Raw genomic sequence first — 26,933 nt, forward strand, 5'->3', positions numbered from 1 at the left:
GGATTTCGTCGTCGCCTATCGCGCGCCCCACTGATAGGTCTGCTTGCGCAGCTCGAGGTACATCATGATCTCCGCGCGCGCCACGCCCGGCAGGGTGCGCAGCCGCGTGGAGACCAGATCCAGCAGCGCGTGATCGTCGCGGCAGACCGCCTCGCACAGCACGTCGTAGCGTCCCGCGCATTCGACGACATAGGTGATCTCATCCATCGCGGCGAGCGCATCGGACACCGGCCGCAGCGGACCGTCCACGGTGATCGCGATCATGGCCTGGCGAAACAGCCCCACCTGCAACGGATCCGAGACCGCGACGATCTGGATCACCCCGGCGTCGGACAGTCGTTGTACGCGCTGTCGCACGGCCGCCTCGGACAGTCCGACGGCCTTGCCGATGGCGGCATAGGGCCGCCGCCCGTCGGATTGCAGCTGGGCGATGATCTGCCGGGCGATATCGTCGAGCACCGGTACGGACCGAGGCGATACGGAGTCACTCATGCCGAAGATCCTGCCCCCTTGCGGCCCCGGCAACGAAATCCGTTGATTTTCACGGATTTCCATATGGATTTCGTAGAGCCTCTCGACAGACCTATCCCCGCCGCACCAGCAGGGCCAGCAGCAATTCGGCCCGGATGCGCGCGTTGTCGAGATCGCAGTCGAGCAGATCGGCACAGGCGGCGATGCGCTTGCGCAGGGTGTGCCGATGCACGCCGAGCGCCGCGGCCGCCGCCTCCCACTGACCGTTGGCCTCGAGATAGGCGTGCAGTGCGGCCGTCAGCTCGCTGCCCTGCGCCCGGTCGTATTCGATCAGCGGTTTCAGCACGGCCTCCCCCATGGCGTCCAGCGCGCGGCGGGTGGTCTCGAAGGCCAGCAGCGAGCGGCCCGACAGCACGCCGAATTCCGCTGGGGCGCCGCCGCGTTCGGCGGCCGAGGCCGCCAGCTCCGCCGCCCGCACCGCCGCGGTCAGCTCGGCCGGGCCGTGGTCGTCGGAGACGCCCGCGCGCAGCGATTTCCGAGTGGCCGGATCGATCTCGGCCAGCAGTCGATGCGCGAGCGGCAGCGCCGCGGCGCCGGGCAGCACGGTCAGCAGCCGCCGATCCACCACATGCACGAACGGCGGATGTCCGGCCACCGCCGCGATATCCTCGACCGCCGCGCGCATCCGCACGACCGACTCGGCGGTATCGCAGTCCACGGCCAGCACCCGGATGCGACCGTCCGCATCGGCGGCCTGTGCCAGCAGCGCCCGCGCGGGCGCGGGATCGGCGTCGGTGTGCAGCAACAGCGCGAGCGCGGTGCTGTTGAGCCGATGTTGATCGGCCCGCAGCCGCGCGGGCTTCTCGAAGTCCAGGGCCAGCAGCGAATTGGCGTGTCCCAGCAGGATCTGATCGACCGAGCCCAGCGGCGCCGCGCCCACCACGACCAGATCGCCGTACCATCGGCTGCCGACGCTGATCCGCTGCGAGGTGATCGAATGCCCGGTCGTGGCGGTATGCACGCTGCCCGCGGCCGCGGCGGGCCCGGCGGCCAGTGTGCCGCGCACGATATCGAGCACCTCCCGCACCGGTGCTACCGGATGCGAATCGAGCAGCCGCCCGGCCGGATCGAAGACCAGCACCATCGCCCCGAGTGAGGTCGCCAGCTCCCGCACCACGGCCGGAGCGCCGGCGCGGATCAGCGCCCGGGTCATCCGCGGCTGGGCGCGCGAGGCCCGCAGCACCGTGTCGTACTGCAGCTCCGCCACGCGTGCGGTCACCCGCTTGACCACGGCCGCGAACGCCGTCTCCAGCGGCACCTCCAACAGCGGGATCCCGAGCTCGTCGGCCACGGCCACCAGATCCGCCGGCACATCGGCATGGGACAGTCCGGTGCCGAATCCGACCGCGGCGACCCCGCTTTCGGCGAATCCGCGCAGATAGCCGGCGCGCGCGGCCGCGGTCGCCGGCAGCCGCATACCCGTGGTGAGCACGAGCTCCCCACCCGACAGCCAGCGGAACGGCTTCTCCAATTCGGTGGTCAGCACCAGATCGATCGTGCGGCCCAATCCCGTGCCGCCGCCGCGTAATCGGATCGACAGATCGGACTGCGACAACACCCACCCAACCGGAACGGACATCGCCCGAAGTGTACAGAATGTCGACAAATCGGTCATTCCCAAGACATTTCGGCACCGAACAACGCCGCATGCAGCACCGGAGACTGACAGGACATCAACAGCCGAGCAACGTCCTGGAAGAGAGATGGTGAAGTCAGTGCCGAATTCCACGCTGCAGAACTACATCGACGGCGAATTCGTGACGTCGTCCGCGACCGCAACGCTGGATCTGGTGAATCCGGTGGACGAGACCGTGGTCGGCCGGGCCCCGATCTCCACTCCCGCCGATGTCGATGCCGCGATGGCAGCGGCCGCGCGCGCCTTCGAAACCTGGGGCGCCGCAACGCCTGGCGCGCGGCAGGCGGCCATGCTCAAACTCGCCGACGCCATCGAGGCGCACGGCGACGAACTCGTCGAGGCCCAGTGCCGCAACACCGGTCAGCCCAAGGCGATCATCGCCGCCGAGGAGGTCGCGGTGGCCGCCGACGAGGTGCGCTTCTTCGCCGGCGCCGCCCGCATGCTCGAGGGCCGCCCGGCCGGGGAGTACATGTCCGGCTACACCTCCTACGTGCGCCGCGAACCGATCGGTGTCGTGGGCCAGGTGACCCCGTGGAACTACCCGTTCATGATGGCGATCTGGAAGATCGGGCCCGCGCTCGCGGCCGGTAACACGATCGTGCTCAAGCCCAGCGACACCACCCCCGAGAGCACTCTGGTGCTGGCGCGGTTGACGAAAGGCATTCTGCCGGACGGGGTTTTCAACGTCGTACTCGGCGATGCGAGCACGGGCGCGGCCCTCGTGAACCATCCGACGCCGGGCCTGGTGTCGGTCACCGGCTCGGTGCGCGCCGGTATCGCCGTGGCCGGGGCCGCCGCCCAGCAGCTCAAGCGCACCCACCTCGAACTCGGCGGCAAGGCGCCCGCGGTGGTGTTCGACGATGTCGATATCGCCTCGGCCGCCAACGGTATCGCGGAGGCGGCCTACTTCAACGCCGGACAGGACTGCACCGCCGCCACCCGGGTGCTGGTGCACGAGTCGATCCACGACGATCTCGTGGATGCGCTGGTGCGCAAGGCCGAGACGGTGAAAACGGGTCTGCCCGACGATCCGGAGACCTTCTACGGCCCGCTCAACAACATCAACCACTTCACCGCGGTGCTGGACAAACTCGCCGCCCTCGCACCGCACGCGAAGATCCTCACCGGCGGAAAACGCCTCGGGAACAAGGGTTTCTTCCTCGCCCCGACCGTCATCACCGATGTGCGCCAGGACGATCCGATCGTGCAGGAGGAGACCTTCGGCCCGGTGCTGACGGTGCAGTCGTTCCGCGACGAGGCCGAGGCGATCGCCCTGGCCAACGGCGTGCGCTACGGCCTGGCCGCGAGCGTGTGGACCCGCGACCACGCCCGGGCCGAACGATTCACGCGCGCACTGGATTTCGGCGCGGTCTGGATCAACTGCCATATCCCGTTCGTAGCGGAGATGCCGCACGGCGGCTTCAAGTACTCCGGATACGGTAAGGATCTGTCGGCCTACAGCGTGGAGGAATACACGCGCATCAAGCACGTGATGAGCAGCCACGGTTAGGACCGGCCATGACCACCACCCCCACCTCTTCTCCACTCGGGGCCCCGCCGGAGGCGGGGTACGTCGACAAGGGACTGGCGACCGGCAAGATCGGCACCTTCGCCGGTGCGATACTCGGAATCTCCTGTGTCGCACCGGGTTACACGCTCACCACGAGTATCGGCCTGATCGTCGCCTCGGTCGGGCTGAAGATGCCCGCGATCTTCCTCGCGGGCTTCGTGCCGATGTTCCTCACCGCCTACGCCTACCGGGAACTCAACTCCCGCATGCCCGACTGCGGCGCCTCGTTCACCTGGTCCACCAAGGCATTCGGGCCCTATGTCGGCTGGATGTGCGGATGGGGCATGGTGATGGCCAGCATTCTGGTGCTGTCGAATATCGCCTCGATCGCGGTTCGGTTCTTCTATCTGTTCCTGGCCCGGGTCTTCGATCAACCCGGGCTCATGGATCTCGCGCACAACAAGGCCGTCGATATCGTCTCGACGCTGACGTTCCTGGCGGTCGCCATGGCCGTGGCCGGTCGCGGGATCACCACCAGTCAGCGAGTTCAGTTCGCGCTGGTCGGATTTCAGATGATCGTGCTGGCCGTCTTCGCGATCACCGCACTGATACACGTCGGCACCGGCAGCGCACCCGCGGGACTGCGGGTGGACCCCGACTGGTTCAATCCGTTCACCGGTCTGACCCTGGGCGCGTTCACCGTCGGCGTCACCGGATCGATCTTCGCCTTCTGGGGCTGGGACACCTGCCTGACGCTCGGGGAGGAGTCCAAGGATCCGCATCGGGTGCCCGGCCGGGCGGGGCTGCTGTGCGTGCTGTCGATCCTGCTGACCTATGTGCTGCTGGCGGTCGCGGTCATGGCCTATGCCGGAATCGGTGACGACGGAGTGGGTTTAGGCAATGCGGCCAACGCCGACAACGTCTTCGGCGCGCTGGCCGAGCCGGTGCTCGGCGGCTGGGGCGGGCCGTTGCTGCTGCTGGCCATCCTGGCCTCCTCGGTGGCCAGCCTGCAGACGACATTCCTGCCCGCCGCGCGCACCATGCTCGCGATGGGCGTCTACGGGGCGTTCCCGAAGCGGTTCGCGCAGGTGCATCCGCGCTATCAGGTGCCCTCGTTCAGCACCGTGATCGCGGGCGTGGTGACCGGCGCGTTCTATACGATCGTGACCCTGCTGTCGGAGCACACGCTGATGGATACCGTTGCGGCACTGGGGATCATGATCTGCTGGTACTACGGCATCACCGCCTTCGCCTGTGTCTGGCACTTCCGCCGGCGGCTGTTCGCGAGCCTGCGCGAGGTCGTGTTCACCCTCGTCTGCCCGCTACTGGGCGGGCTGATGCTCATGGCGGTCTTCGTCGTATCGGTGCGCGAGAGCATGAATCCGGCGAACGGTTCGGGCTCGTCGATCGGCGGGATCGGGCTGGTGTTCTTCATGGGCTTCGGGATGCTGGCGCTGGGCGCGGTGCTGATGCTGGTCATGCGCCGCTTCGCCCCGGGGTTCTTCCATGGTGAAACCATGTCCCCCAACGGAATTCAAGAATGAGGATACGAACATGCCACGGACACCCATGTTCCGGCGGGTCCGCCGGACCGTCGCCGATCACGCCGGAGCCGAACGGCTCGGCATGCCGCCCTTGGAATTCCGCCAGGCCCGCGCGGCGGGTGCGCTCACCGCGCTGAGCCGGCGCGATCTGTTCCGGCTCGGCGCGGTCCTCGGCGGCGCGGCCCTGCTGATGGGTCTGCCGGATCAGCGCCGGGCGGCCGCCCAGGGGCCGGACGCGCCTCGCATCGCCGTCGTCGGGGCCGGAATCGCCGGTCTCACAGCGACATTGACACTCGCCGACGCCGGGATCGGGGCCACCGTCTACGAGGCGAGCGACCGGGTGGGCGGGCGGATGTACTCCGAGCGCGGCTACTGGGACGACGGCCAGGTGAGCGAATATGGTGGCGAGGCAATAGATTCCGGGCACACCACCATCCGCGACCTGTGCACCCGCTTCGGGCTGCCGCTGACCGATACCAAGGCCGCCGCGCCGCCGGACAGCACCGATGTCCTCTACTTCGAGGGCCGCTATCTGTCCGAGGACGCCTTCGTCACCGACTTCCAGCCGGTGTACCGCGCGCTGCGCGACGATCTGGCCGGCGCCGGACCCGACTCCCCGACCTGGGACCGGTCCACACCCGGCGGGGTCGCGCTGAGCAATATGACTCTGGCCGAATGGATTTCGACCCGGGTGCCCGGCGGCTACTCCTCCTGGATCGCCCGCTATCTCGACGACGCCTATGTCGTCGAATACGGCCTGCCGACCGCCGTGCAGACCGCACTGAACCTCGTCTATCTCATGGGCCCCCAGGCCGATCCGAACGATCCGAAGGTGTGGAGCGGCTCGGACGAACGCTACGAGATCACCGGCGGCAATCAGCGGCTGCCCGAGGCCATCGCCGCCACACTGCCGGACGGGACGATCCGGCACGGCTGGCGGCTCGAGGCCGTCTCCCGCAACGCCGACGGTTCCCAGACCCTGACCTTCGACGAGCGCGGCACGCGGCGCACCGTCGTGGCCGACCATACGATCCTGACGGTGCCGCTGGCGGTGCTCGAGAATCTCGATTGCCGCGGCGCCGGATTCGATCCCCGGATGACACAGGCGATCTCGGCGCTGGCCATGGGCAGCTGCACCAAGCTGAACATGCAGTTCACCTCCCGCGCGTGGGTGGGTCGCGGCCCGTGGCCGGGCATCTCGACCGGGATGAGCTTCACCGATGTCGGCTATCAGCAGATCTGGGACGCGACCGCGGGCCAGAGCGGCGACCACGGCATCGCCATCCAATACGGCGGCGGCGTGGACACCTTCAAGTACCTCGCGGCCGCACCGTTCGTCACCGCCACCGATCCCGCCGCACAGCTCGCGGTCGGCATCGTCATGCCCCAGTTCGAGCGGGTCGTCCCCGGCATCACCAGGCTGTGGAACGGGAAGGCCACCCTGTCGGCCTGGCACCTGAACCCGAACTCCCACGGCGCCTACAGCGCCTACCCGGTCGGCTACTGTCACCGCTTCGCGGGCTATGAAGGCACGCGCCAGGGCAACATTCACCTCGCCGGCGAACACACCTCCACCGAATCGCAGGGCTATATGAACGGCGGAGCGGAAACCGGCGCCCGCGCCGCACAGGAGATCCTGGCCGACCTCGGCCGCTAGGGCCTAATCGATGGTCGCCGAATGCCTGTGCGCGGCAAGGAATTCGGCGATCACCGCGGTGACCTGCTCGGGCCGCTCCAGCATCGGCGCGTGCCCGCAGCCGGGCAGGATCACCTGCCGCTCGGGGTTCAGCAGTGTATTGAGCCGCTGACCTTCCGAGGAGGACAGGATCGGATTGGCCGCGCCCCACACCGTGCACACCGGGGGCCGCGCCGGATCGGACGAGCGCTGTTCGAGGATCCGGAACGATGGCAGATCGCGCCCCATCGCGGCGAGCGCGAGCAAGGGAAACGCGGCGGCCACCCGATCGCTCGGGGCGCTGGCCCGATAGGCCGCCCGGTCGGCGAACCAGAACCGCACCATCGCCCGCACCAGCCAGTGCGGCGTCCGCCACCGGCCCACGGAATTCAGGACGGCCGGGGGCGCGATCCGCGCCAGCCGAGCCAACGGCCCGATCCCGCCCGCGAGCGCGGTCCGTTCGGTGAGCGGGTTGATCGCGACGACCGCGCCGATTCCCGGATACTGCCGGGCCAGATTCAAGGCGATGGCCGCGCCGAGGCAATTGCCCACCAGCGCAACGCCTTCCAGGCTCTGCTCGAGCAGGAACGCCCGCACCGTCCGGGTGTATCGCGCGAGTATGTACGCGGCCGGATCGGCCGGTGCGTCGGATGCGCCGTAACCGGTCAGATCCAGCGCGAACACGGTGTACTCACCCGCCAGCGCCGCCAGCTGCGCGGCCCAGAGTCCGTGGGCCGCACCGGCATTGTGCAGGAAGACCAGCGGCGGACCGCTCCCCCGCCGCGCGTAGGCGATCGATACGCCCTCGAATTCGAAGCGCTGCAGCGAGTCCATATCTGCTCCCGGGGAGGGTCGTCGTCGACCACCGAGTCGTGGTAAACCAAGCGGTTTACCACCCTTATCGTACCGATGACACGTCTCCGGGGAGAATGTTCTCGCATGGACCGGGCATTCGAGGATCTGCTGGACGAGGCCGAGGCCGCGCCCATGACGGGCTGGGACTTCTCCTGGCTCGACGGCCGGGCCACCGAACAGCGACCGACCTGGGGTTATGCGCGGCTGATGGCCGCCCGGCTGCGCACCGCGACCGCCGCTCTCGACATCCAGACCGGTGGCGGCGAGGTCCTCGCCAAGGCTGAGACCTTCCCGCCGACCATGGTCGCCACCGAATCGTGGCCACCGAATATCGCCACGGCCACCGCACTGCTGCATCCGCGGGGCGCGGTCGTCGTCGCCGATCCGGACGAGCCGCCGCTGCCGTTCGCCGACGCCGCCTTCGACCTGGTGACCAGCAGGCATCCGGCGGGCATCTGGTGGGAGGAGATCGCCCGGGTGCTGCGGCCCGGCGGCAGCTATCTGGCCCAGCACGTCGGCCCGGCCAGCGTCTTCGAATTGGTCGAATACTTCCTGGGCCCGCAGCCCGAGGCGCGGCGCGGACGCCGACCCGAGGCGGAGGCCGCCGCGGCCGAAGCCGCGGGCCTGCGGATCACCGATCTGCGCGCCGAACGACTGCGCGTGGAGTTCAATGACATCGGCGCGGTCGTGTACTTCCTGCGCAAGGTCATCTGGATGATCCCGGGCTTCACCGTCGACGCCTATCGCGACCGCCTGCGCGAACTGCACGACCACATCGGCAGCACCGGCCCGTTCGTCGCCTATGCCACCCGCACCCTCATCGAGGCCGAAAAGCCCTGAGCACGAAAAGCCCTGAGCCCCTTGCCGAAGTTATACGTATACATACAATAGGTGCATGTTCGATCCCATCAGCCTCGCCGTCGGGGCAGGCCTGGTCGGCATCGGGTGGGCCTCCGGCCGCTTCGGTCGCCGCACCACCCGTCGCTCCCAGGTCGAACTGCAGCCGCCGCTCTGCGGCTGCGGCCACGATCTGGCCCTGCACGACCGCGCCGAGGGCGTCTGCCATGCCGAGATCGTCCGCAAGGACCGCGTCGGCCTGCGGGAGTGGGTGCGCTGCAACTGCCGCCGCTACACCGGGCCCACACCCCTCGAGGATCTGCTCGCCCCGCCCGCACTGCCGCCGGAGTACCGGGGCTAAAGCAACGGAATTGCGTTAAGTCGCGCCAGAGCCTATCGTGAGGCTAACGCAAATCGTTTGCTTTTGAGAGTGGGAATGGCGTGCAGACATCACAATCCGACGCGATGACATCACCGTCGTGGACGGTCGGCGACCTCACCGTCCACCGCATCGACGAAACGCTGCTGCCGCCCGCCACCGGCCCGTGGCTGCTGCCGTCGGCCACCCCCGAGATCGTCGCGGGCCACGACTGGCTGCGCCCGGACTTCGCGAATCATGAAGGCGTACTGAGCCTTTCCAGCCACACCTTCGCATTCACCCTGGGCGATCGCCGCATCCTGGTCGACACCGGCATCGGCAACGGCAAGACCCGCGAGAATCCGGCCTGGCACGACCTGCGCACCGACTACCTCGACCGCCTGATCGCGGCCGGATATACCCCGGAATCGGTGGACATGGTCATCATGACCCACCTGCACACCGACCACGTCGGCTGGAATACCCGTGCCACCGAGGGCATCTGGGCACCCACCTTCCCCAACGCCCGTTACCTCACCTCCCGCACCGAATGGGATTTCTGGGCCGCCTACGACATGGAGCCCGCACGCCGACAGATGTTCGAGGATTCGGTCTACCCGATCGAACAGGCGGGCCTGCTCGATGTGCTGGACGTCCCGACCCACGGCCTCGACATCGCCCCTGGCCTACGCCTGCTGCCCACACCCGGCCACACCCCCGGCCAGATCGCCGTCCAACTGACCAGCGGTGCCCACACCGCCGTGATCACCGGCGACTGCATCCACCACCCGGTCCAGCTCCCCCACCCGGAAATCGGCAGCTGCGTAGACATCGACCCCACCCAGGCCGAAATCACCCGCCGCACACTGCTATCCACCCTCGCAGACACCAACGCCCTCCTGTTCGGCACCCATTTCCCCCCACCCACCGCCGGACGCGTACTCAGTCACGCGGGCGCCTACCGCCTCGCGCCCCTGGATCCGGACGCCTGATCGGCTAACGGGACGTCCGACATCACTCGCCGCCGATATACATGGTGGGCCAGTCGCATTCACAACCTCATCGACGCCCGTCTCGGCCAATGCCTCAGCGAATCAGGCCGGAACCACCGTTAAATCCACAGTCCCGACCGCGGGTGCTGACCGGAAGCGGAGTTCAGTACTTCTCGCTGTCGTGCATCACCCGTCGGCGAGGCGTTGGATGGTGGCGCTCAGCCAAGCCTGGAGATCAGCGGGGTCGCCGAGTTCGGAACACAGGACCCGGCGGCGGGTCGAGACGCCGAGCACGAAGGCGTCGATCGCTGCGGCTCGGCTGCGGGCGTCCGCGTCGTCGAGGCCGCTGTCGCGCAGGTAGCGGTGCAGCGGTTCCAGCGAGTTCGTGTCGAGGAAGGCGACCAGCGCCTCCGCCGCCTCCGGGCGCTCGCCGGACGCGCGTTGCAGCACGAGCAGCGGATCCTCGCCGGGAGTGCTGAACCAACGTTGGACGATGCTTGCCGCGAGGCGTGCGCCCAGTGTGGAACGGTCGCCGTCGAAGGAGTTCGAGACCGGGATCTCCACCCGGGTCGCCGCCAGGAAAAGACCATCCTTGCCACCGAAATAGCGCGTGATGAGGTTGGGCGACACCCCGGCCGCGTCGGCCACGCCTTTGACGGTGATCGCCGCGTACCCGTGCCGGGCGAATTGGCGTTGCGCGTGCTGGAGGATCCGCTGTCTGGTGGCGGCCGCATTACGCAAGGTCATGTGTACGAGCATACACAATGATGTGTACGCTGATACACATGAACGACGAGATACGGGAACGACTCCAGCGGACGCGGCGTGTCACGACCCCGTGGAGTCAGGACGCGACGCGCGGCATCACCGACACCCACCTCGACGAACTGCTCGAACGCTGGGCGAACGGGTACGACTGGGGCATGCACGAGCGCCGCATCGGCGAGTTTCCTTGGCTGACAGTGCACGCAGGCGACACCGACCTGCGTGTAATCCACCAGCGGTCCATCGATCCCGGCGCCCCGGTTGTCGTGCTGCTGCATGGCTGGCCCGACTCGGTGTTGCGGTTCGAGCGCGTCCTGCCTTTGCTCGCGGACATGCACGTGGTGGTTCCCGCACTGCCGGGATTCCCGTTCGCTCCCCCGCTCACCGCTCCCGGCATGTCGGTCAACCGGATCGCTGGGATCGTCGCGGACGCTCTCGATGAGCTCGGCTACTCCCGGTACACGGTGTCCGGCGGCGACGTGGGTGGCACCGTCGCGGAAATCCTTGCGGGACAGCATCCGGATCGGGTGGCTGCGCTGCACCTGACGAACGTTGCCCCGCAACACGCGTTCTCGGTGGACCCGGCCACGCTCGCGCCCGACGCGGCAGCCTACCTCGACCGGTCGGCGCAGTGGTTCCGGACCGAGGGCGGGTACATCGCGGAGCAGTCGACGCGGCCGAACACACTCGCCGTCGCCCTCGGCGACTCACCCGCCGGCCTCGCGACCTGGATCGTCGAGAAACTGGAGTCCTGGTCCGACGAGTCGGCCTTCACGCCGGACGAGCTACTCACTTGGGTCACCGCCTATTGGGTCACCGGCACGATCGGCACCTCTTTCGCCACCTATGTCGAACCGGTCACCCTCCCCGACCGGATCGACACGCCGACCGTGCTGTCGATGTTCCCGCGCGACATCAAACCGGAGCCGCGAAGCTACGCCGAAGCGTTCCTGAACATTTGCGACTATGTGGAACACCCTGCCGGCGGCCACTTCGCAGCCTGGGAACAGCCCGAGGCTTACACCGGCGACCTAAGCCGTGCGGTCGAGCTGGGCGGCTGAAACGGAGCTTGCATGAGACAAATCCCAAAATGCCTCAACTCAACGAGACTGCCTCGGATTCAACGAGATCGGACACTAGAAAGATGAGCGCGCCTTCATGAGACCAACTGCCGGGTGGCTTCACTGGTGAATCCCGGCGCGGTTTCCTGCTGGATTCCAGCCGACCAGTTCAAGGTGCACACGACCGGCGGAGTGCTCTCCCCGGGCGGGCGATGCCGCGATAGTCAGGGGCCGTCTTTCGAGTGAGCTTCGTACCCGGAAACAGGCCCTCTCCCTTGCTGATCGGAATAAATCCGACGCCCAATTCGACTGTCACGGCGGCACCGAGAAGGAAGCCGCGGGACTCGATGCCGCATACGGCAGTGACGCCGGTGCCGCGGAATGGGTCTGCGAGGGCCGTGACTACGGCGGCAAGGGCTGGGCGATTATGGCTACGCCCACTCCGCGGCGCGTCCTCGGTTCGCCCGCGCGAAAAGCCCCGGTGACTGGCCCTTCCAGGATCGAAATGCCGATGTGAATGCCGAAGCACTTCCGTAGCCGAGCCGGTCGGCCGTCTGTTCTACGGTCAGGCCGGCGAGCAGAAGCTCCTCGGCCAGCATCCCCATCGTCTCATTGTTCAGTTCTCGGAACGTGATGCCCTCGTCCGCGAGCCTGCGGCGCAGGGTACGGACGCTGACACCCAGGTCTGCGGCGACTCGGGTCTGAGCGGTGACCCCACGGTGGCGAATCAGCAGTTCCCGCACTCGTCCGCTGAGCCCGTTGCGCTTGTGTCGGCGCTGAATCAGTTCGGCGCACTGCTGCTCGTAGAACTGTGCGGTTGCCGGATTCGCTTGCGGCAAAGGGACATCGAGAGCCGACGAGTGCCAGACCACAATCGACTGCGGGGCGTTGAAAATGATGTTGTCGGTGCCGAACAGGGCGCCGAACATCTCGTAGACGGGGTGCGGTTTTCCGGCTATCTCGAACCGCAGGGTGGGCACCCGCACCGGGAACAGATCGTGCTGGATGGTCGGCAGGGCCGCGAAGTCGCGTTCGGCGAGGAACTGTTTGAGATCGTTCGGCACCGCGTCGTGGTCACGCACCAACCACAGCTCGTCGTCATGATCCTCCAACGCGAAGTGGGTGGCGGTGAACAGCAGGTCGGCATAGCGCACAACGATTTCGAGGGCGTGGCGCAGCGTCGAGCTGCTCATCACCGCGAAGCCGAGCACCCCGAGGCTCGGCGGGTGGCACAGCAGTCCCGCCATCAGGCCCAATCCGGGTTCGTGGCCTGTCTCGGTGACGATGTTACGTATTAGTGTGATCTCTTGGTCGAGCGTGATCTCCGCACTCGGATCCTGCAACTGCCCCTCGGCGATGCCGGTGTGCTGCAGGACGGCTGGCATTGTCATACCGCGGCTGACTGCGAACTTCGTCAGCAACGCCGCACCGGTGATCGACCGCAGCTGACGCGGGTTGCCCACGGTCGATTCCTCGCGGAACTCGAGACGGCAGGGACCGGATCCGGTGAGTGGCTCGTCCGTAGCCTTGGCATCGTCCACATAGAAATAGTCGCAGAATCGGATGCGGATCGTTGTGGAATCCGTGGTGCCAGGCGAGGACCGGTAGCGGCGTCGAAAGGTTGCTGAGGGCACGATCGAGGCGACGCTGTAACCGCTGCGCGCGCCGCCCCCTACCTGCGGATGGCGCCGGATCTGCCCGAGCGCGCAGGCAGCGGCCGTGCCGCGACCGGAACACTGCCCGCAATCGTGATGCACACAACTCGGCAATACCGGACGTTCTGCGCCACAGTCGATCCCGCTGCGTGGGACACTCGCACCGGCGGCAATACAGGGCATTGCGGGCGGCACACACCTTCCAGCGCAAGTGGACCCACTCGACACCAGTGAGCTGGCCGTCAGGGGCCTCAACGGTTACACCCATGTCATGGTCTACTCGTGTGCGAGAGCACGACCGATCGTCGCCGTGGTCGGTGACATCTTCCATTACTGTCAGCTCTACCTCGCAGCCCTCGATGACAAGGGCGACGACCGGGCATTCCTAATCGCTGAACTTCGGTCTGGGCACATTTGCCGACATCAACGACGCGATGAACAGAAGGCAGAAGTTCATTGCTGCGGGGAGTGTGCACCTGGCCGCCGAAATCCAAGCGTCGCTACACGAGTAGCCCTGCGGAGGTCGATCATCGCTCGCCGACCGGCGCCCGTCCGGGCCGTCCGTCCAGTTGGGATATAGCCTTGTTCCCCAAGGCGATTCGCTCGTCGGTGATCCAGAAACGACCCCGCCCGGCGGTCCGGTCCGGGATCGTTCCCCGCAGCGGTGGTCGAATGCGGTGTCGTGGTTCATGTCTCGAAGGTGAACAACCGAGGCAGCACCCTGCCGCCCGGGCGCGTTGCACGCTGTCGGCTCCGGATTCGCGGTCTATCGTCTGAGCGGTGTTCTACTCCTATGTCGTGACCGCACGTTCGCAGGCCGAGCCTGCCGCGGTCTTCTCGGCCCTCGTCCGCGCGGGGACATGGCCGTCGTGGTCGCCGATCGATTCCGTCGAACTCGACGGCGGCGACGATCCCGATGCCGCGCAGCAGGTGGGGGCCGTGCGCGTATTCCGCACCGGCCGTGTGGTTTCCCGGGAGAGCATTGTCGAACTGATCGAGGACCGGCGGTTCGGCTACGAGAACAGGACTCGGCCGTTCCGCTCCTATCGCGGAACCGTCGAACTCGCCGAGACGCCCGAGGGCGGGACCGATATCACCTGGTCGGCGACCTTCGAGCCGAAGCTGGCGCTGTCGGGGCCGTTGTGGCAGTGGTATCTGACCCGCTTCATGCAGCGCATGACCGAGGGGCTCGCCGCATACGCCGACCAACCGGCCGCTCGCTGACCGAACCCCGCTCACCCGGGGCCACAGGCGGATTCGGCGGCCCGATCCGGCCGCGATGTCGGACCGTCGCCGCCGATGCCGCAATCCCACGCCCCAGTCGAACCGCGTGCCGTCCACCTCGCACCGCGCTCGGCCCCCGACGAGGGTGACCAAGGCCGTCATCGAGACACCACCTCGTTCCGCTGCTCGTATTGCGCGATTCGCAACACTCTCACCTCGTGTTGAGCGGCGTGTCGGGGTCGGGCTGTAGCGTCGACGGGCATGACCTCCGAAGTGATCGCGACCGCGAACCACCCCGGCGGACTGGCATGTGCCCGACGATCGGCCGCGGATCGCGTTCGGGCGTGGATCGTGATGCTGTTGTCTGCTGTACCGTCCGCGGCTTTGATGTCGGTGTTGCTCTTCGGACTCGGGCTCATGCTCGGGATCGGATTTCCCGCGGCGCTGCCGACGGGCTGGTTTCTGCTGTGCGCGCTGTGGGGCGCGCTATGTTTCCGGTCCGGACAGCAGCGCTGGGCGCTGCGGTTGTTCGGTGTGCGCCAACCGATGTACGAGGAACGGCTCACGCTGGTGACGGCCTGGGAGAATGTGGCGCGTAAGGCCGGTGTGCCCGCCGCCGCCTATTCGCTGTGGATACCGGAGGCGGATCGGGCATTCGCGGTGCCGGACGCGATGATCACGGTCTCCGCCGATACGCTGCGGCGCACGAGTCCGCGGGAGCTCGAGGCGGTGCTCGCCCATCAGCTCGGGCAACGCGTGCAGGGCCGAACGGCGTTCTGGCGGTTCGTCTTTCGCCATCACAACCTGCCCGTGGTCTGGGTCGAGCGAGCCCTCATGCCGAGCATCACCGTCTTCGGCGATGCGATCGCCCGCCGCCTGCCCGCGCCCGGCTCCCGGATGTTCTCCGGCGGCTGGAACACCCTCGGGCGAGTGCTCGTGGCCTGTCCTGTCGTGGCCGCCACCACGGTGATCGTCGGCCCCGCGGCGGTGCTGCTGCGCGTACTGCCCGAACTCGCGGCACTGGCGCTGATGCCGCTCACCGCCCGCGCCGAATATCGGGCCGATCAGCTCGCCACCGATCTGGGCTACGGCACCGAACTCGGCGCGATCCTGCGGCGGCCGGATATGCCGCCGCCCGCATTCATCCCGCCGACTCCCCTGTCGGTCTCGGCCTGGACGCCGAAACCCGCACCCGACAATCGGATCCGCCACATCCGCGATCGCCTCGACGAGCTGGCCAGGCGGTGGCAGCCCGCCTAGTTCCTCACGAATACGACCGCAGGGCTTGGCGGGTGGCGTAGCCGGCCAGCCGCTGATAGCCGACCGGGAACGCCCGCTGCAGCACATCCATCACTACCGCGTCGACGCCGACGAGCAATCGGATCTTGTGCCGGGCGACACCGTCGACGATCGCCCGCGCCGCGCGATCCGGACTCGTCCGGATTCTTCCCGGGTGCACACACATCACCCGCGTCGGCCATCCGGCGATCAGCAGCTCCATCCGCAGCGATTCGGTGAAGCCGCGCACGGCGAACTTCGTTGCCGCATAGGCTAATTGACTCGGCATGCCGAGCGGTCCGGACGCACTCGACACATTGACGACGGTGCCGCCGCCCGAGCGCCGCAACACCGGCAGGAAAGCGCTGGTGCCGTGCGCCACACCCCAGAAGCTGATGTCGACGATCCATTCCAGACCGCACCTGGCGCGATACCGTGGCCACGCTCACCGGACCCAGCAATCGGACCCCGATGGACACCTATCCCACACAGCCGACCGACGGCAGCCCGCTGCATCTGCCGTACTTCTATCCCACCGAGGCCGGGTCGGTCGATGATCCACCGAAAGCCGTTGTCGTGGCGCCCTATTCACCACCTCCGCCACCCGCGCCGACGCCCACCACCGCACCGCCTCCAGCCCCCGCGCCCACACCGCCGCCGCGCTGATCACCAGCCAGATTCGTCGACCGGCGACGGGCCGTCCTCGTCGCCGATGGGTTGTGCCGGATTCGGTAGCGCGGGATCGGAAAACCCGAATAGTTCACCGGCCGTGGTCATTTGGTGGATAAAGCCGCCGATGTACGGTTCGCGCAACTCGCGAGAGATGTCGGTGGCCGCCGCGCGAGCCCGCGCTCGGGCGGTCTTATGCGCCTGGGTGATCGCGGCCGCCAAATCCGGCAGATCGGTGCCGGACAGGTCGGGCGACAGCGTCAAACGCGTAATCTCACCCTCCACATCGACTTCCACACACACCCGCCCGCCGACCGCTTCGCCGCATCTTCGGATCTGCGTGAGTTTGCCGTGCGCCGAGCGGCTTTCGCCATCATTCGCTCCATGGTGGGCATCCAGGCCAGTCGTCGCGACGCACTCTAGCACCGGTAATACCGCTGTCACCCCCGATTAACAAAACTGTTGCACCGCAATATGGTTGACATAGGGGAGCGGACCGCTCGGCTTGACGACAACGGTCCACGAGTCGTACCGTTCGCCCATTCCAACGACCTTGGAATGATCAAAGGGGATAGATAAGTGGCCACCCTGCTGACGGATGAGCAAGTACCCGACGCCGTATCGGTTCCGGCACGGGGGCCGGTAGGCCGTTCCCCCAGCCGACTCGCCTGGCTGCGATTCAGACGGGACAAGACCGGGGTCATCTCCGGTGTGGTCGTGCTGTTCTTCTTCGTCGTCGGCCTCGGCGCACCGCTGATCTCCCTGGCCTACGGCAAGGATCCGTACACGCAGTACGCCACGCCGAGTAACGGATTGCTCACCGACACAGGGTTTCCGATCAAACCCAATGGCGGCATCGACAGCCAGTTCTGGTTCGGCATCGAACCGCATACCGGCCGCGACGTGTTCATGGTGCTGGTGTACGCGATCCGCACTTCGCTGCTGATCTCGGTGGCCGTGGTGCTGCTGACGACCGTCATCGGCACCATCCTGGGCATCACCGCCGGATATATCGGCGGCAGAACCGATTACATCATCAGCCGGATCACCGACACGCTGCTGTCCGTGCCGTCCACGCTGTTCATGCTCGCCTTCATGCCGGTCGCCTGGGCCGGATATATGGCCACCGGGCAGGAGATCCCGGTCTGGGTGCGGGCGGCCAGCATGATCGGACTGCTGACCCTGTTCGGCTGGACACGAAACGCCAGACTGCTACGCGGACAAGTGTTCTCGCTGCGCGAGCGGGAGTTCATCGAGGCGGCCCGGGTGACCGGGGCCGGACCCCGGCGCATCATCTTCCGGGAACTGCTGCCGAATCTGTGGACCCCGATCCTGGTGCTCGCGACACTGGATCTGCCCACCTACGTCACCGCGGAGGCGGCGCTGTCATTCCTCGGCGTCGGCATCACTCAGCCGACGCCCGACTGGGGAGTCATGGTCCAGAACGGATCCGGCCTGATCTCCTCGGATATCACCTATTTGGTCTTCCCCGGTATCGGGATGATCCTTTTCGTGCTCGCCTTCAATCTGCTCGGGGACTCGGTACGCGACGCCCTCGACCCGAAGGGGAGCCGATAACCGTTAGCTTCGCCGGTTGTCGGCGGTAGGAGAAGGCAGGAACCATATGAAGAGAAGGTATCTCGCGCAGGCCGCCGCGGTGGCCGCGACCGCGGTGCTGGCCGCGGCGGGCTGCTCGGCGGGCGGCACCAATGTCGGTAGTAGCGATCAACCGAAAACCGTGCAGAACAAGCTCACTCTGGACCAGGACGGCAAGCAGTCCAGCGGTCCGGCTGCGGAGGTGCCCGGGGCGCAGAAGGGTGGCACGCTCAACCTGACCTGGCGTATCGACTTCGTGCACTACGACCCGGCCAAGTGCTACCAGACCCCGGACGATGAGGCGTTCAAGGTCATGGACCGCCGCCTCACCGTGCTGAAACAGAACGACGACGGCACCATGGCGCTGGTGGGTGACCTGGCCACCAACACCGGCGTGCCCTCCGACGGCGGCAAGACGTGGACGTACACGCTCAAGGACGGCGTGAAGTACGCCGACGGCACCCCGATCAAGTCCCAGGACGTCAAGTACGCCGTCGAGCGCACCTTCGACGCGAAGTTCGCCACCGGGCCGAAGTGGATCCAGCAGTGGCTGGCAGGGAAGGACGACTACCTCTCGTACTACCCCGGCCCCTTCGCCAGCGGCAAGGATCTCGGCCCCGACAAGATCGACACTCCGAACGACAAGACCGTCGTCTTCCATCTGGCACAGCCGCAGTCGGACTTCCCGTTCGCCGCCTCGATGGCCCAGACCGTCCCGATCCGCAAGGACAAGGACGCCAGGCCCGACGACCTGGACGTCAACGGGCTGGGCGATATGGCCACCGGGCCGTACAAGATCGGCTCACATGATGTGGACAAAACCCTTGCCCTGGTGAAGAACCCGAACTGGGATCCGAGCACCGATCCGGTCCGGCACCAGTATCCGGATCAGATCCACTTCCAGTTCGGCGTCCAGGCCAAGCAGGAGACCGATCAGCAGAAGGCCGATATCGACCCGTACTCGGCCGGTCTCTACGGCGGTGTCGACACCGACCAGGTCCAGGCCATCATGGCGGATCCGAATCTGAAGAAGCGCGTGGTGGACGAAGAGACCACCGGGGTGGTCCAGTTCATGATCAACACCACCCGGATAACCGATGTGAAGGTGCGCACGGCCATCGCCACCGCATGGCCGAAGCAGGACATCATCACCACTCAGGGCGGCCCCTTCTACGGCAACGTCGCCAACACGTTCAGCCCCCGCAGCTCGGTGGGCTACTCGCCGCAGCCCAATCCGTACGGCGTCGGTGACAACGGCGACCCGCAGAAGGCCAAGCAGATCCTCACCGACGCGGGCAAACTCAACACCGTGGTCAACGTGGCCTGGGAAACCACCCCGACCGCCGACCGGATAGGCGCCCCGATCAAGCGCGCACTGGAGGCCGCCGGCTTCAAGGTCAATCTGAACCCGGTGCCGGACAAGGGCTTCTTCGACACCGGCGGGCATCTCGACAACCCGTACGACGTGATCTGGTACCAGTGGGCCCCGGACTGGCCGACCAACCGAACCGTGTACAGCGCCCTGTACGACAGCGGAGCGGTCATGGAGCAGGGCACCAACTGGTCCCACCTCAAGGAGCCTAAGGTCGACGCCGAGATCGATCGCGTCCAGGCGATCCAGGACATCCAGGAACAGGGCAAGGAGTACATGCCGCTGGACCAGATGATCCAGAAGCAGTTCGCGGCGTCGATTCCGTTGGTGTACACGCGCAAACAGATCATGCACGGTTCGAAGGTCGGCGGGGCGCGGATGGACGTGCTCACCTCCAGCCTCGATCTGTTCAACGCCTACCTGATGAAGTAACGCCGCGCAGATGCGTCGAGTCCGGTTGGCGGACAGGTTGTTCCGCCGACCGGCTCGGCCATCCCTCCAGAGAGACACGTCCGTATGTTGGCCTTCCTCACCCGCCGCATCCTCGGCGGCCTCGTGATCCTGCTGGTCATTTGCGCGGTCACGTTCATGCTGTTCTACGTGGCCCCGGGCAGTAACGTCGCCCGGCTGGCCTGCGGAAAGGTGTGTTCCCCCGAACTCATGGCCGCCGTCGCGCATCAGCTGGGCACCGACCAACCCGTCTGGAAACAGTTCGTCGAGTACCTCGGCGGAATCTTCACCGGCCGGACCATCGGCGATTCCGCTTGTCCCGCACCGTGCCTGGGCTACTCATTCCACAATCACCAGCCGGTGCTGGACACCATCCTCGACCGGCTCCCGGTCACTCTGTCACTGACCATCGGCGCGGTGGTGATCTTCCTGCTCCTCGGCGTCAGCCTCGGCATGCTGGCTGCGCTGCGCAAGGGCAAGCTCGCCGACAAGGTCGCCATGGGCTTCGCTGTGGTGGGCGGTGCGCAGCAGATCTTCGTGCTGGGCCCGTTCCTGTTGTTCCTGTTCGTGTATTCGACGCGAATCATGAAGGTGCCCACCTACACCTCGTTCCTCGACAATCCGCTGCAATGGGCGACCGGACTGCTGCTGCCATGGATCTGCCTGGCCGTCATCACTGCCGCGTACTACGCGCGGCTCACCCGCTCGTCCATGGTCGAGGTCATGAGCGAGGACTACATCCGCACCGTGCGCGCCAAGGGCATGGGCCGCGCGAATGTCTATGTGAAACATGCCTTCCGGGGCGCCATGAGCCCGATCGCCACCCTGCTCGGCCTGGATATCGCCGTGCTGATCGGCGGGGCCATCATCACTGAGACGGTATTCAATCTCCCGGGCGTCGGCCAGCTGGCGGCCAACTCCGTACAGGACTCCGATCTGCCCGTGATGATGGCGGTCGTGCTGCTGGCCTCGACCGCGGTCGTGGTGGCCAACATCGTGGTGGACGTGGTGTACGCGTTCATCGATCCGAGAGTGAGGCTGGGATGATCACGGTGGCCGAATCCGATCTGGAGGTACCCGGATCCGAGCGCGAGGCCATCCTGTCCATGCGAGATCTGAAGGTGCACTTCAACACCGAGGACGGCGTGGTCAAGGCGGTGGACGGGCTGTCGTTCGATCTGGTGCGAGGCAGGACGCTGGGTATTGTCGGCGAATCCGGGTCCGGCAAGAGCGTGGCGACCATGGCCGTCCTCGGCCTGCACAACCGCGCGCGGACCACCCTCGGCGGGCAGATCCTGTTCGAGGGAACGGATCTGGCCGGTGCGGACGAGGCGACCATGCAGCGGTTCCGGGGCAAGCGGATCTCGATGATCTTCCAGGACCCGTTGACCGCGTTGTCGCCGTACTACACGGTCGGCGATCAGATCATGGAGACCTACCGGCGCCATACCGGCGCCAATCGCAAGCGGGCCCGGGCACGGGCGATCGAGATGCTCGCCAAAGTCGGTATCCCGCAACCGGAACGGCGGGTGGACGAGTATCCGCATCAGTTCTCCGGGGGTATGCGGCAGCGGGCGATGATCGCGATCGCGCTGTGCTGCGATCCGGATCTGCTCATCGCCGACGAGCCGACGACCGCGCTGGATGTGACGGTGCAGGCGCAGATTCTGGATCTGCTGCGGGAGCTGCAAACCGAATTCGATACCGCGATCATCCTGATCACCCACGATATGGGCGTGGTCGCGCAGATGGCCGACGATGTGCTGGTGATGTACGCGGGCCGCTGCGTGGAGCGGGGTACGGTGCGCGAGGTGCTCCAGCAGCCACGCCATCCCTACAGTTGGGGCCTGCTGTCGTCGATTCCGCAGCTGGGTGGGGAGGTCGATCTGCCGCTGACGCCGGTGCGCGGCGCGCCGCCGAGCCTGATCGACGTGCCGTCCGGATGTCCGTTCCATCCTCGATGCGATTTCGTGGACCGGGTGGGCGGCGGGCACTGTGCGAGTGAGCGACCGCAGATCGGGTCGGCGACCGGGCGCGGGGTGGCCTGTCATCTGACCGACGGCGACGCCGAGCGCATCTTCATCGACGAGATCCGGCCGCGGCTGGGCGGTGGGAAGGCATGATGACCGAACAGACTCTGTCCCAACCGATTTCGCGACCGAGCGGGGATCAGCCGCTCCTGACGGCGACCGGGCTGCAGATGCATTTCCCGATTCGCTCGGGGGTGCTGTTCAAACGTAAGACCGGTGTGGTGCGCGCGGTGGACGGCATCGATCTGAGCGTCGACGCGGGCCAGGCGTTCGGCCTGGTGGGCGAGTCCGGCTGTGGTAAGTCGACCACCGGGCGGATGCTGGCCCGGCTGCTCGAGCCCACGGCGGGCACGATCACCTACGACGGCCAGGACATCACCCACCGCAGCCGCCGCGAACTGGCGCCGATCCGGTCGGAGATCCAGATGATCTTCCAGGATCCGTACTCCTCGCTGAATCCGCGGCAGACCGTCGGCACGATCATCGCCGGGCCGATGGAGATCAACGGCATCAATCCGCCCGGCGGCCGACGGCAGCGGGTGCGGGAACTGCTCGAGACCGTCGGGCTGAATCCCGAACATTACAACCGCTATCCGCACGAGTTCTCCGGCGGGCAGCGCCAGCGCATCGGGGTGGCCCGCGCTCTGGCGTTGGAGCCCAAGCTGATCGTGGCCGACGAACCGGTGTCCGCGCTGGACGTCTCCATCCAGGCGCAGGTGGTCAACCTGCTGCAGCGGCTGCAGCGCGAATTGGGCATCGCCTTCGTCTTCATCGCCCACGACCTGGCCGTGGTCCGCCACTTCAGCGAGCGCATCGCGGTCATGTACCTCGGCAAGATCGTCGAAATCGCCGACCGCACAGACCTCTACGACCGCCCCCACCACCCCTACACCCAGGCCCTGCTGTCCTCGGTCCCCGAACCCGACCCCGACAGCGCCCGCCAACGCGACCGAATCCGCCTCACCGGCGACGTCCCCTCCCCCATCAACCCACCCTCCGGCTGCCGCTTCCGCACCCGCTGCTGGAAGGCCGAATCCATCTGCGCCGAACAGGAACCACCCCTGATCCAACTCTCCGGCTCCACCTCCGGCCACAAGGCAGCCTGCCACTTCCCGGAGCCCCGTCACGTGGTCGCCTGAGCCCGCACAGGCTGGTATCGCATCAGCCGCTCGGTGGGGTCGTCGGGCGAGGGCCCGGCGTCGAGGAATCCGTGGCGTCGATACAACCCGATCGCCGGTGCGTTGCCGGACTTGACCGACAGCACCACATCGCACGGATGCGCCCGAGCCACAATGAAATTCACGGCCGCATCCCCGACCCCATGCCCCCGCGCGAACGGTGCGACCCACATCGAGATGAGCTCGACCGCACCGTCATCGCACGGATAGGACGAAACCATCCCCGCCTCCACCCCGTCCCATCGAAGCACCAGATTCACCGGAACCTCGGAAAGCCGCGCACGCCAACGCTCTTCGGTATCCCCCGCCCCACTCCACTGAGCCAACGTAGCCCCGAACGCCCCCGCCGACTCCCCCAGCGCCACCCGCCGCAACCGACGCCACAGCCCCCAATCATCGGGCGTCAACACCTGGACCTCGATCACGCGCCGACCGTACCCATCCCCGCCTCTCCCGGGCCACCGGTTTCACCCGTCAACAGTCTCTCGCCACGGGAGAAGCAGCGAGCTCGCCAAGAGGGTGAGGGCCGCGCAGGCGATCGCGGTGTGGAGGGTGGTGGTTGTGGCGAGGAGGCCGCCGAGGGCAATGAAGGCGGGTTGGGCGCATTTGGAGCTGATCGACCAGGCGGTGCCCACGCGGGCCATGTGGTTGTCGGGGGTGGCGTTCATGCGGAAGGTGGTGAAGACGGGGTTGAAGACTCCGGCGCAGAACAGCAGGAGGGTGTCGGCGGTCGTGATGGTGATCATGCCGAGCGTGCCGGGGCCCGCGGCCAGGAACAGGCCGAGCCAGCAGGTGCGCAGGGCGCCGAAGGTCAGCAGGATCGTGCGGGCGCCGTGGCGGGCGACAAGTCGTGGTGCGCAGAGGGATCCGAGCAGGCCACCCACCGCGGGCAGGCCGAGGGCCAGGCCGTACTGCCATGGCGCGAAGCCGAGTTCCCGCAACATCAGCAGCGCGACCAGCGGGCCGGTGAGCAGCAGCGAGCCCCCGAAAAGCACGGCGTTCCAGAACAATCGACACAGCGCCGGATGGGCGAAGATATAGGTCCATCCGCTGCGGATATCGGCGAGCCGGTGCCGGTCGGATCGGTCCCGGACGGGCGGGGGCTCGGGGGTGCGGATGCCGCGCAGGCCGAGTGCGGACAGCAGGTAGCCGATCGCATCGATGACGATGGTGATCGTGGCGCCGAACATCGAGATGAGCGCACCGCCCACGGGCGCTCCGACGGTGGACACCGTCCAGAACATGGTTTCCAGGCGACTGTTGGCGCGCACCCGAAGCGGTTCGGGCACCAGCCATTTCACATAGGCGCCGTTGGCGGCGTTGAACGCGATCGCGCACAGCGTCCGCAGCGTGGCCACCACGCACAGCTGCGTGTAGGTGAGCACACCCAGCCACCCCGCCACCGGGATGCTGGCCAGGGCGGCGCATGCGATCAGATCGGTCCACACCATCACCGCGCGCTTGCGATGGAATTCGATGAACGGCCCCAGCGGCAAAGCGATGACGGCACTGGCGATTCCGGACAGGGCCGCCATCAACGACACTCGCAGATCCGAGGCATGGACGACCAGGATCGCGACGAGCGGCAACGCCCCGGTGCCGAGTGCGGTCCCCAATTGCCCGGCCGCCGAGGCGAGCCAGAGCCGATGAAAGTCGGGAGACAGCCGAGCGGCCGCTCGGGGCTCGGCGGCGGTGGGCACGCGAACACCCTAGGCCGTCACCTCACCCCGCCGACACGCAGAAGCCGTTGCGTATCAGCATCATTCACGGCGCGTGAGTCAGTGCGTCATCGGCACATCGGCGTTGCCCGGCAATCGGATCTGCGTGCCGATTGCGAGGTAATCGGCCTGCACCTTGTAATACCGGCCGGTGGGGCCGTACGCGATGTAGAGCGTGAAACCGTGCGGCCCGGGCCCCGCCAGGGGTGCGCCCGCGATGAATTGCGCCAGTAGCGGATCCAGATGGACCGGGAAGGTCTCGCGGGCGAAGCGGCGCGGGAAACAGACCCGCTGCACGCCGGGCTTATCCCAATCGAAGGTCCAGTAGATCGTATAGGCCGCCGACTCCAGCGCCGCCAGGTCCTGATCGTAGGCGGGCACGGCACCGACCTCGTCGAGCACGGTGGCGATATCCGCGGGCGTGAGCTGCCCGGGCGGGACCACCTGCGCGTAGGCGTTCATCGTGCCGTTCACGAAATCCACTGCGATCATGCAGATCTGGTCATTGGACCAGCGCGTCATATGCTCGGCGTGGTCGCGGACCGCGTCGGGTATCCCCGGCAGCGCGACCATCTGTTCGACGCTCATCAGATCCGGCAGCATCAACCAGATCTTCTGCACGCCGGCGCCCACCGCGACGTCGACCCCGTACAGCACCGGCCCGGCGGCGAGCACCGCCTCGAGCAGCCGCTCGCGCGGATGTCCGGTGAACGGCAGCAGTCCGGCACGGCGCAATCGCCCGACCGGGTCGGCGGCCGCGGCCAGGTTCATGAACCGGATGCTCACATCGCGATCGGTCTGCGTGGTCGTGCGCACCGCCAGCCAGGAGGACGGCCATACCTCCGCCAGCGCGTTCAGCACCCCGCTCACCACCGATGGGTCGAACGGGGCATGCACCAGACTCGCGTATGTGCTCAGATCATCCTGTAGTCGAGCGGGCGTCACAACGGCAGTGGTCATCGGTCACCTCGAGTTGTGGAACGAGTAGTCCTGGGATGCCTCGGCTCAGGATAGTCCGTCATGGGGTTCAATCCGACCGGTACGCGGGACTCCGCGGGTCCGCGGGCGCAAGGTCCCTGACGCCGCTCCTGCCCGGATCCTCCGCCGCCACCTCGCATCCCAACGCCGCGGGAATACGCGCCACCGCCGATACAGCCGTCGCGATCGGCGATTCCGCTACCTAATAACCTTGCCATCCAACCGATTCGGCGGGCACACCCTGAGGACCAGCCCGCCGTTTCGGTACTGCCCCCGCTCGCTCAGCACTTCTTCCAGGCGAAGTGATAGGTGGTGAGGATGCTGCCGTCGGTGGAATCCATCGTGATGAAACTGGTGGTCTTCTTCGGGTCCGACGTCCCGGCGCTCACCCGCAACTCGGTATTGATATCGAAATCGCGTGTCTCACCGCAGGGTTCGTAGACGACCGACCCGACATCGGTCGTATCCGTGGCCTGCCAGTCGTCGTCCATGAGGCCGTTGTAGGGATGGTTGACGAAATCGGTCGGCGAATCGCCCTGGAAGTAGTATCTCGCCGTTTCCAGCGCGGTCGCACCCGCCTCCAGATGTGCGAATCCGCGATAATCCGCCTGGGCGATCCCGTAGGTGAAGCCCTGGGGGACATGGACTCTCAGATCGAGCTGACAGTTCTTCCGGAAGTCGGTCGGTGTGGATCCCACGCCCACCTGTGCGGTGTATTGGCTGTAGGTCACCGTGAAGGCCGTATTGTCCGGCGAGACCGCGACCGCCGCGGTGCCCTGCGGACATCCGGTTCCATTGACGGTCACGACATCGATGACGATCTTGTCCGGCGGCGGAGTGCCCCAGGCCGGGGCTCCGGAGGCCGGTGAACTCGTCATCGGGACAGCGAGCGCGAACAGGGCAGCGCCGGCGGCGGCGAACTTCTTGTACATGATTTCCTCACGATGCTCTGGTAGCAGATCTACCGCACTGAGACAACTTCACTGTAAGCACCGGCTGACAAACGTGAAACCCCTACTTG

Annotated in this window: 26 protein-coding genes; 15 read left to right on the top strand and 11 right to left on the bottom strand. The window is 66.9% G+C overall.

Annotated elements, in window-relative coordinates:
* Positions 1-15: 15 nt before the first annotated feature.
* Together ACIA76_RS06115 and ACIA76_RS06120 are read right to left on the bottom strand one after the other, a co-directional pair.
* Entirely contained in the window at positions 16-492 is a 477-nt protein-coding gene (locus ACIA76_RS06115; protein WP_397149020.1) for an Lrp/AsnC family transcriptional regulator, read from the bottom strand.
* Between the two features lie 91 nt (positions 493-583).
* Entirely contained in the window at positions 584-2,110 is a 1,527-nt protein-coding gene (locus tag ACIA76_RS06120) for a PucR family transcriptional regulator (protein ID WP_397149022.1), read from the bottom strand.
* 136 nt (positions 2,111-2,246) lie between these two features.
* Between ACIA76_RS06120 and ACIA76_RS06125 the strand changes: the two genes are divergently transcribed.
* From ACIA76_RS06125 to ACIA76_RS06135, 3 genes are read left to right on the top strand one after another with little or no spacing between them, the layout of a single operon-like run.
* Complete coding sequence (locus tag ACIA76_RS06125; RefSeq protein WP_397149430.1) at positions 2,247-3,677, top strand: aminobutyraldehyde dehydrogenase; 1,431 nt, start codon at positions 2,247-2,249, stop codon at positions 3,675-3,677.
* Between the two features lie 8 nt (positions 3,678-3,685).
* Positions 3,686-5,221: an APC family permease gene (locus ACIA76_RS06130; RefSeq protein WP_397149024.1), complete on the top strand. Its 1,536-nt coding sequence runs from the start codon at positions 3,686-3,688 to the stop codon at positions 5,219-5,221.
* Positions 5,222-5,231: 10 nt separating this feature from the next.
* Positions 5,232-6,878 carry a flavin monoamine oxidase family protein gene (locus tag ACIA76_RS06135; protein ID WP_397149026.1) on the top strand — a complete coding sequence of 549 codons (1,647 nt, stop codon included), beginning with the start codon at positions 5,232-5,234 and terminating at the stop codon, positions 6,876-6,878.
* Between the two features lie 3 nt (positions 6,879-6,881).
* On the opposite strand, the gene ACIA76_RS06140 is transcribed toward ACIA76_RS06135, so the two are convergent.
* Positions 6,882-7,730, bottom strand: a complete 849-nt coding sequence (locus ACIA76_RS06140; RefSeq protein ID WP_397149028.1) for an alpha/beta fold hydrolase — start codon at positions 7,728-7,730, stop codon at positions 6,882-6,884.
* A 105-nt stretch (positions 7,731-7,835) separates the two neighbouring features.
* Here ACIA76_RS06140 and ACIA76_RS06145 point away from each other — a divergent pair, with 105 nt between their 5' ends.
* The 3 genes from ACIA76_RS06145 (at position 7,836) to ACIA76_RS06155 (ending at position 9,938) form a co-directional block, all read left to right on the top strand.
* Positions 7,836-8,591, top strand: coding sequence for a class I SAM-dependent methyltransferase (locus ACIA76_RS06145; RefSeq protein WP_397149031.1), 756 nt, complete (start codon positions 7,836-7,838; stop codon positions 8,589-8,591).
* A gap of 55 nt (positions 8,592-8,646) precedes the next feature.
* A complete protein-coding gene (locus ACIA76_RS06150) occupies positions 8,647-8,949 on the top strand; it encodes a hypothetical protein (RefSeq protein WP_397149033.1) in 303 nt (100 codons plus the stop codon).
* 104 nt (positions 8,950-9,053) lie between these two features.
* Entirely contained in the window at positions 9,054-9,938 is an 885-nt protein-coding gene (locus ACIA76_RS06155; protein WP_397149036.1) for an MBL fold metallo-hydrolase, read from the top strand.
* 186 nt (positions 9,939-10,124) lie between these two features.
* Here the strand turns inward: ACIA76_RS06155 and ACIA76_RS06160 are convergent, their stop codons facing one another.
* A complete protein-coding gene (locus ACIA76_RS06160; RefSeq protein WP_397149038.1) occupies positions 10,125-10,685 on the bottom strand; it encodes a TetR/AcrR family transcriptional regulator in 561 nt (186 codons plus the stop codon).
* Positions 10,686-10,723: 38 nt separating this feature from the next.
* Between ACIA76_RS06160 and ACIA76_RS06165 the strand changes: the two genes are divergently transcribed.
* Positions 10,724-11,764, top strand: coding sequence for an epoxide hydrolase family protein (locus ACIA76_RS06165; protein ID WP_397149040.1), 1,041 nt, complete (start codon positions 10,724-10,726; stop codon positions 11,762-11,764).
* A 431-nt stretch (positions 11,765-12,195) separates the two neighbouring features.
* On the opposite strand, the gene ACIA76_RS06170 is transcribed toward ACIA76_RS06165, so the two are convergent.
* Positions 12,196-13,227, bottom strand: a complete 1,032-nt coding sequence (locus ACIA76_RS06170; protein WP_397149042.1) for an AraC family transcriptional regulator ligand-binding domain-containing protein — start codon at positions 13,225-13,227, stop codon at positions 12,196-12,198.
* A gap of 972 nt (positions 13,228-14,199) precedes the next feature.
* Here ACIA76_RS06170 and ACIA76_RS06175 point away from each other — a divergent pair.
* Positions 14,200-14,643: an SRPBCC family protein gene (locus ACIA76_RS06175; RefSeq protein ID WP_397149044.1), complete on the top strand. Its 444-nt coding sequence runs from the start codon at positions 14,200-14,202 to the stop codon at positions 14,641-14,643.
* Between the two features lie 261 nt (positions 14,644-14,904).
* Positions 14,905-15,903 (top strand): M48 family metalloprotease, encoded by a 999-nt coding sequence (locus ACIA76_RS06180; protein WP_397149047.1) that lies wholly within the window; start codon positions 14,905-14,907, stop codon positions 15,901-15,903.
* Between the two features lie 4 nt (positions 15,904-15,907).
* On the opposite strand, the gene ACIA76_RS06185 is transcribed toward ACIA76_RS06180, so the two are convergent.
* Complete coding sequence (locus tag ACIA76_RS06185; RefSeq protein ID WP_397149433.1) at positions 15,908-16,336, bottom strand: SDR family NAD(P)-dependent oxidoreductase; 429 nt, start codon at positions 16,334-16,336, stop codon at positions 15,908-15,910.
* Positions 16,337-16,356: 20 nt separating this feature from the next.
* Between ACIA76_RS06185 and ACIA76_RS06190 the strand changes: the two genes are divergently transcribed.
* Positions 16,357-16,587, top strand: coding sequence for a hypothetical protein (locus ACIA76_RS06190; protein ID WP_397149050.1), 231 nt, complete (start codon positions 16,357-16,359; stop codon positions 16,585-16,587).
* Here the strand turns inward: ACIA76_RS06190 and ACIA76_RS06195 are convergent, their stop codons facing one another.
* Positions 16,588-17,034, bottom strand: coding sequence for a YbaB/EbfC family nucleoid-associated protein (locus tag ACIA76_RS06195; RefSeq protein ID WP_397149052.1), 447 nt, complete (start codon positions 17,032-17,034; stop codon positions 16,588-16,590).
* A gap of 135 nt (positions 17,035-17,169) precedes the next feature.
* Between ACIA76_RS06195 and ACIA76_RS06200 the strand changes: the two genes are divergently transcribed.
* From ACIA76_RS06200 to ACIA76_RS06220, 5 genes are all read left to right on the top strand, one after another.
* Positions 17,170-18,168 (top strand): ABC transporter permease, encoded by a 999-nt coding sequence (locus ACIA76_RS06200; protein WP_397149055.1) that lies wholly within the window; start codon positions 17,170-17,172, stop codon positions 18,166-18,168.
* Positions 18,169-18,214: 46 nt separating this feature from the next.
* Positions 18,215-19,990 carry an ABC transporter substrate-binding protein gene (locus tag ACIA76_RS06205; RefSeq protein ID WP_397149057.1) on the top strand — a complete coding sequence of 592 codons (1,776 nt, stop codon included), beginning with the start codon at positions 18,215-18,217 and terminating at the stop codon, positions 19,988-19,990.
* Positions 19,991-20,074: 84 nt separating this feature from the next.
* Positions 20,075-21,055 carry an ABC transporter permease gene (locus ACIA76_RS06210; RefSeq protein ID WP_397149060.1) on the top strand — a complete coding sequence of 327 codons (981 nt, stop codon included), beginning with the start codon at positions 20,075-20,077 and terminating at the stop codon, positions 21,053-21,055.
* Positions 21,052-22,131: an ABC transporter ATP-binding protein gene (locus ACIA76_RS06215; RefSeq protein WP_397149062.1), complete on the top strand. Its 1,080-nt coding sequence runs from the start codon at positions 21,052-21,054 to the stop codon at positions 22,129-22,131. The genes ACIA76_RS06210 and ACIA76_RS06215 overlap by 4 nt, the downstream gene beginning before the upstream one ends.
* Positions 22,131-23,177: an ABC transporter ATP-binding protein gene (locus ACIA76_RS06220; RefSeq protein WP_397149065.1), complete on the top strand. Its 1,047-nt coding sequence runs from the start codon at positions 22,131-22,133 to the stop codon at positions 23,175-23,177. The genes ACIA76_RS06215 and ACIA76_RS06220 overlap by 1 nt, the downstream gene beginning before the upstream one ends.
* Here the strand turns inward: ACIA76_RS06220 and ACIA76_RS06225 are convergent.
* The 4 genes from ACIA76_RS06225 to ACIA76_RS06240 form a co-directional block, all read right to left on the bottom strand.
* Positions 23,162-23,641 carry a GNAT family N-acetyltransferase gene (locus ACIA76_RS06225; protein ID WP_397149067.1) on the bottom strand — a complete coding sequence of 160 codons (480 nt, stop codon included), beginning with the start codon at positions 23,639-23,641 and terminating at the stop codon, positions 23,162-23,164. The two genes, ACIA76_RS06220 and ACIA76_RS06225, sit on opposite strands and share 16 nt — an antisense overlap.
* Positions 23,642-23,683: 42 nt before the next feature.
* The gene (locus ACIA76_RS06230) at positions 23,684-24,916 is read right to left on the bottom strand and encodes an MFS transporter (RefSeq protein WP_397149069.1); all 1,233 of its coding nucleotides are present in this window, start codon (positions 24,914-24,916) and stop codon (positions 23,684-23,686) included.
* A 78-nt stretch (positions 24,917-24,994) separates the two neighbouring features.
* Positions 24,995-25,894: an aromatic prenyltransferase gene (locus ACIA76_RS06235; protein WP_397149071.1), complete on the bottom strand. Its 900-nt coding sequence runs from the start codon at positions 25,892-25,894 to the stop codon at positions 24,995-24,997.
* A 299-nt stretch (positions 25,895-26,193) separates the two neighbouring features.
* Positions 26,194-26,844 (bottom strand): DUF4360 domain-containing protein, encoded by a 651-nt coding sequence (locus tag ACIA76_RS06240; protein WP_397149073.1) that lies wholly within the window; start codon positions 26,842-26,844, stop codon positions 26,194-26,196.
* Positions 26,845-26,933: the final 89 nt, after the last annotated feature.

Origin of the sequence: Nocardia sp. NPDC051570 (genome assembly GCF_044454005.1) — a bacterium.
Taxonomy (GTDB): Bacteria; Actinomycetota; Actinomycetes; order Mycobacteriales; family Mycobacteriaceae; genus Nocardia.

Coding starts and splice junctions, on each gene's coding strand:
- ACIA76_RS06235 (WP_397149071.1), bottom strand. CDS start 25,894: ATGACCACTGCCGTTGTGACGCCCGCTCGACTACAGGATGATCTGAGC.
- ACIA76_RS06205 (WP_397149057.1), top strand. CDS start 18,215: ATGAAGAGAAGGTATCTCGCGCAGGCCGCCGCGGTGGCCGCGACCGCG.
- ACIA76_RS06145 (WP_397149031.1), top strand. CDS start 7,836: ATGGACCGGGCATTCGAGGATCTGCTGGACGAGGCCGAGGCCGCGCCC.
- ACIA76_RS06180 (WP_397149047.1), top strand. CDS start 14,905: ATGACCTCCGAAGTGATCGCGACCGCGAACCACCCCGGCGGACTGGCA.
- ACIA76_RS06155 (WP_397149036.1), top strand. CDS start 9,054: ATGACATCACCGTCGTGGACGGTCGGCGACCTCACCGTCCACCGCATC.
- ACIA76_RS06140 (WP_397149028.1), bottom strand. CDS start 7,730: ATGGACTCGCTGCAGCGCTTCGAATTCGAGGGCGTATCGATCGCCTAC.
- ACIA76_RS06115 (WP_397149020.1), bottom strand. CDS start 492: ATGAGTGACTCCGTATCGCCTCGGTCCGTACCGGTGCTCGACGATATC.
- ACIA76_RS06215 (WP_397149062.1), top strand. CDS start 21,052: ATGATCACGGTGGCCGAATCCGATCTGGAGGTACCCGGATCCGAGCGC.
- ACIA76_RS06165 (WP_397149040.1), top strand. CDS start 10,724: ATGAACGACGAGATACGGGAACGACTCCAGCGGACGCGGCGTGTCACG.
- ACIA76_RS06240 (WP_397149073.1), bottom strand. CDS start 26,844: ATGTACAAGAAGTTCGCCGCCGCCGGCGCTGCCCTGTTCGCGCTCGCT.
- ACIA76_RS06210 (WP_397149060.1), top strand. CDS start 20,075: ATGTTGGCCTTCCTCACCCGCCGCATCCTCGGCGGCCTCGTGATCCTG.
- ACIA76_RS06130 (WP_397149024.1), top strand. CDS start 3,686: ATGACCACCACCCCCACCTCTTCTCCACTCGGGGCCCCGCCGGAGGCG.
- ACIA76_RS06220 (WP_397149065.1), top strand. CDS start 22,131: ATGACCGAACAGACTCTGTCCCAACCGATTTCGCGACCGAGCGGGGAT.
- ACIA76_RS06135 (WP_397149026.1), top strand. CDS start 5,232: ATGCCACGGACACCCATGTTCCGGCGGGTCCGCCGGACCGTCGCCGAT.
- ACIA76_RS06160 (WP_397149038.1), bottom strand. CDS start 10,685: ATGACCTTGCGTAATGCGGCCGCCACCAGACAGCGGATCCTCCAGCAC.
- ACIA76_RS06120 (WP_397149022.1), bottom strand. CDS start 2,110: ATGTCCGTTCCGGTTGGGTGGGTGTTGTCGCAGTCCGATCTGTCGATC.
- ACIA76_RS06150 (WP_397149033.1), top strand. CDS start 8,647: ATGTTCGATCCCATCAGCCTCGCCGTCGGGGCAGGCCTGGTCGGCATC.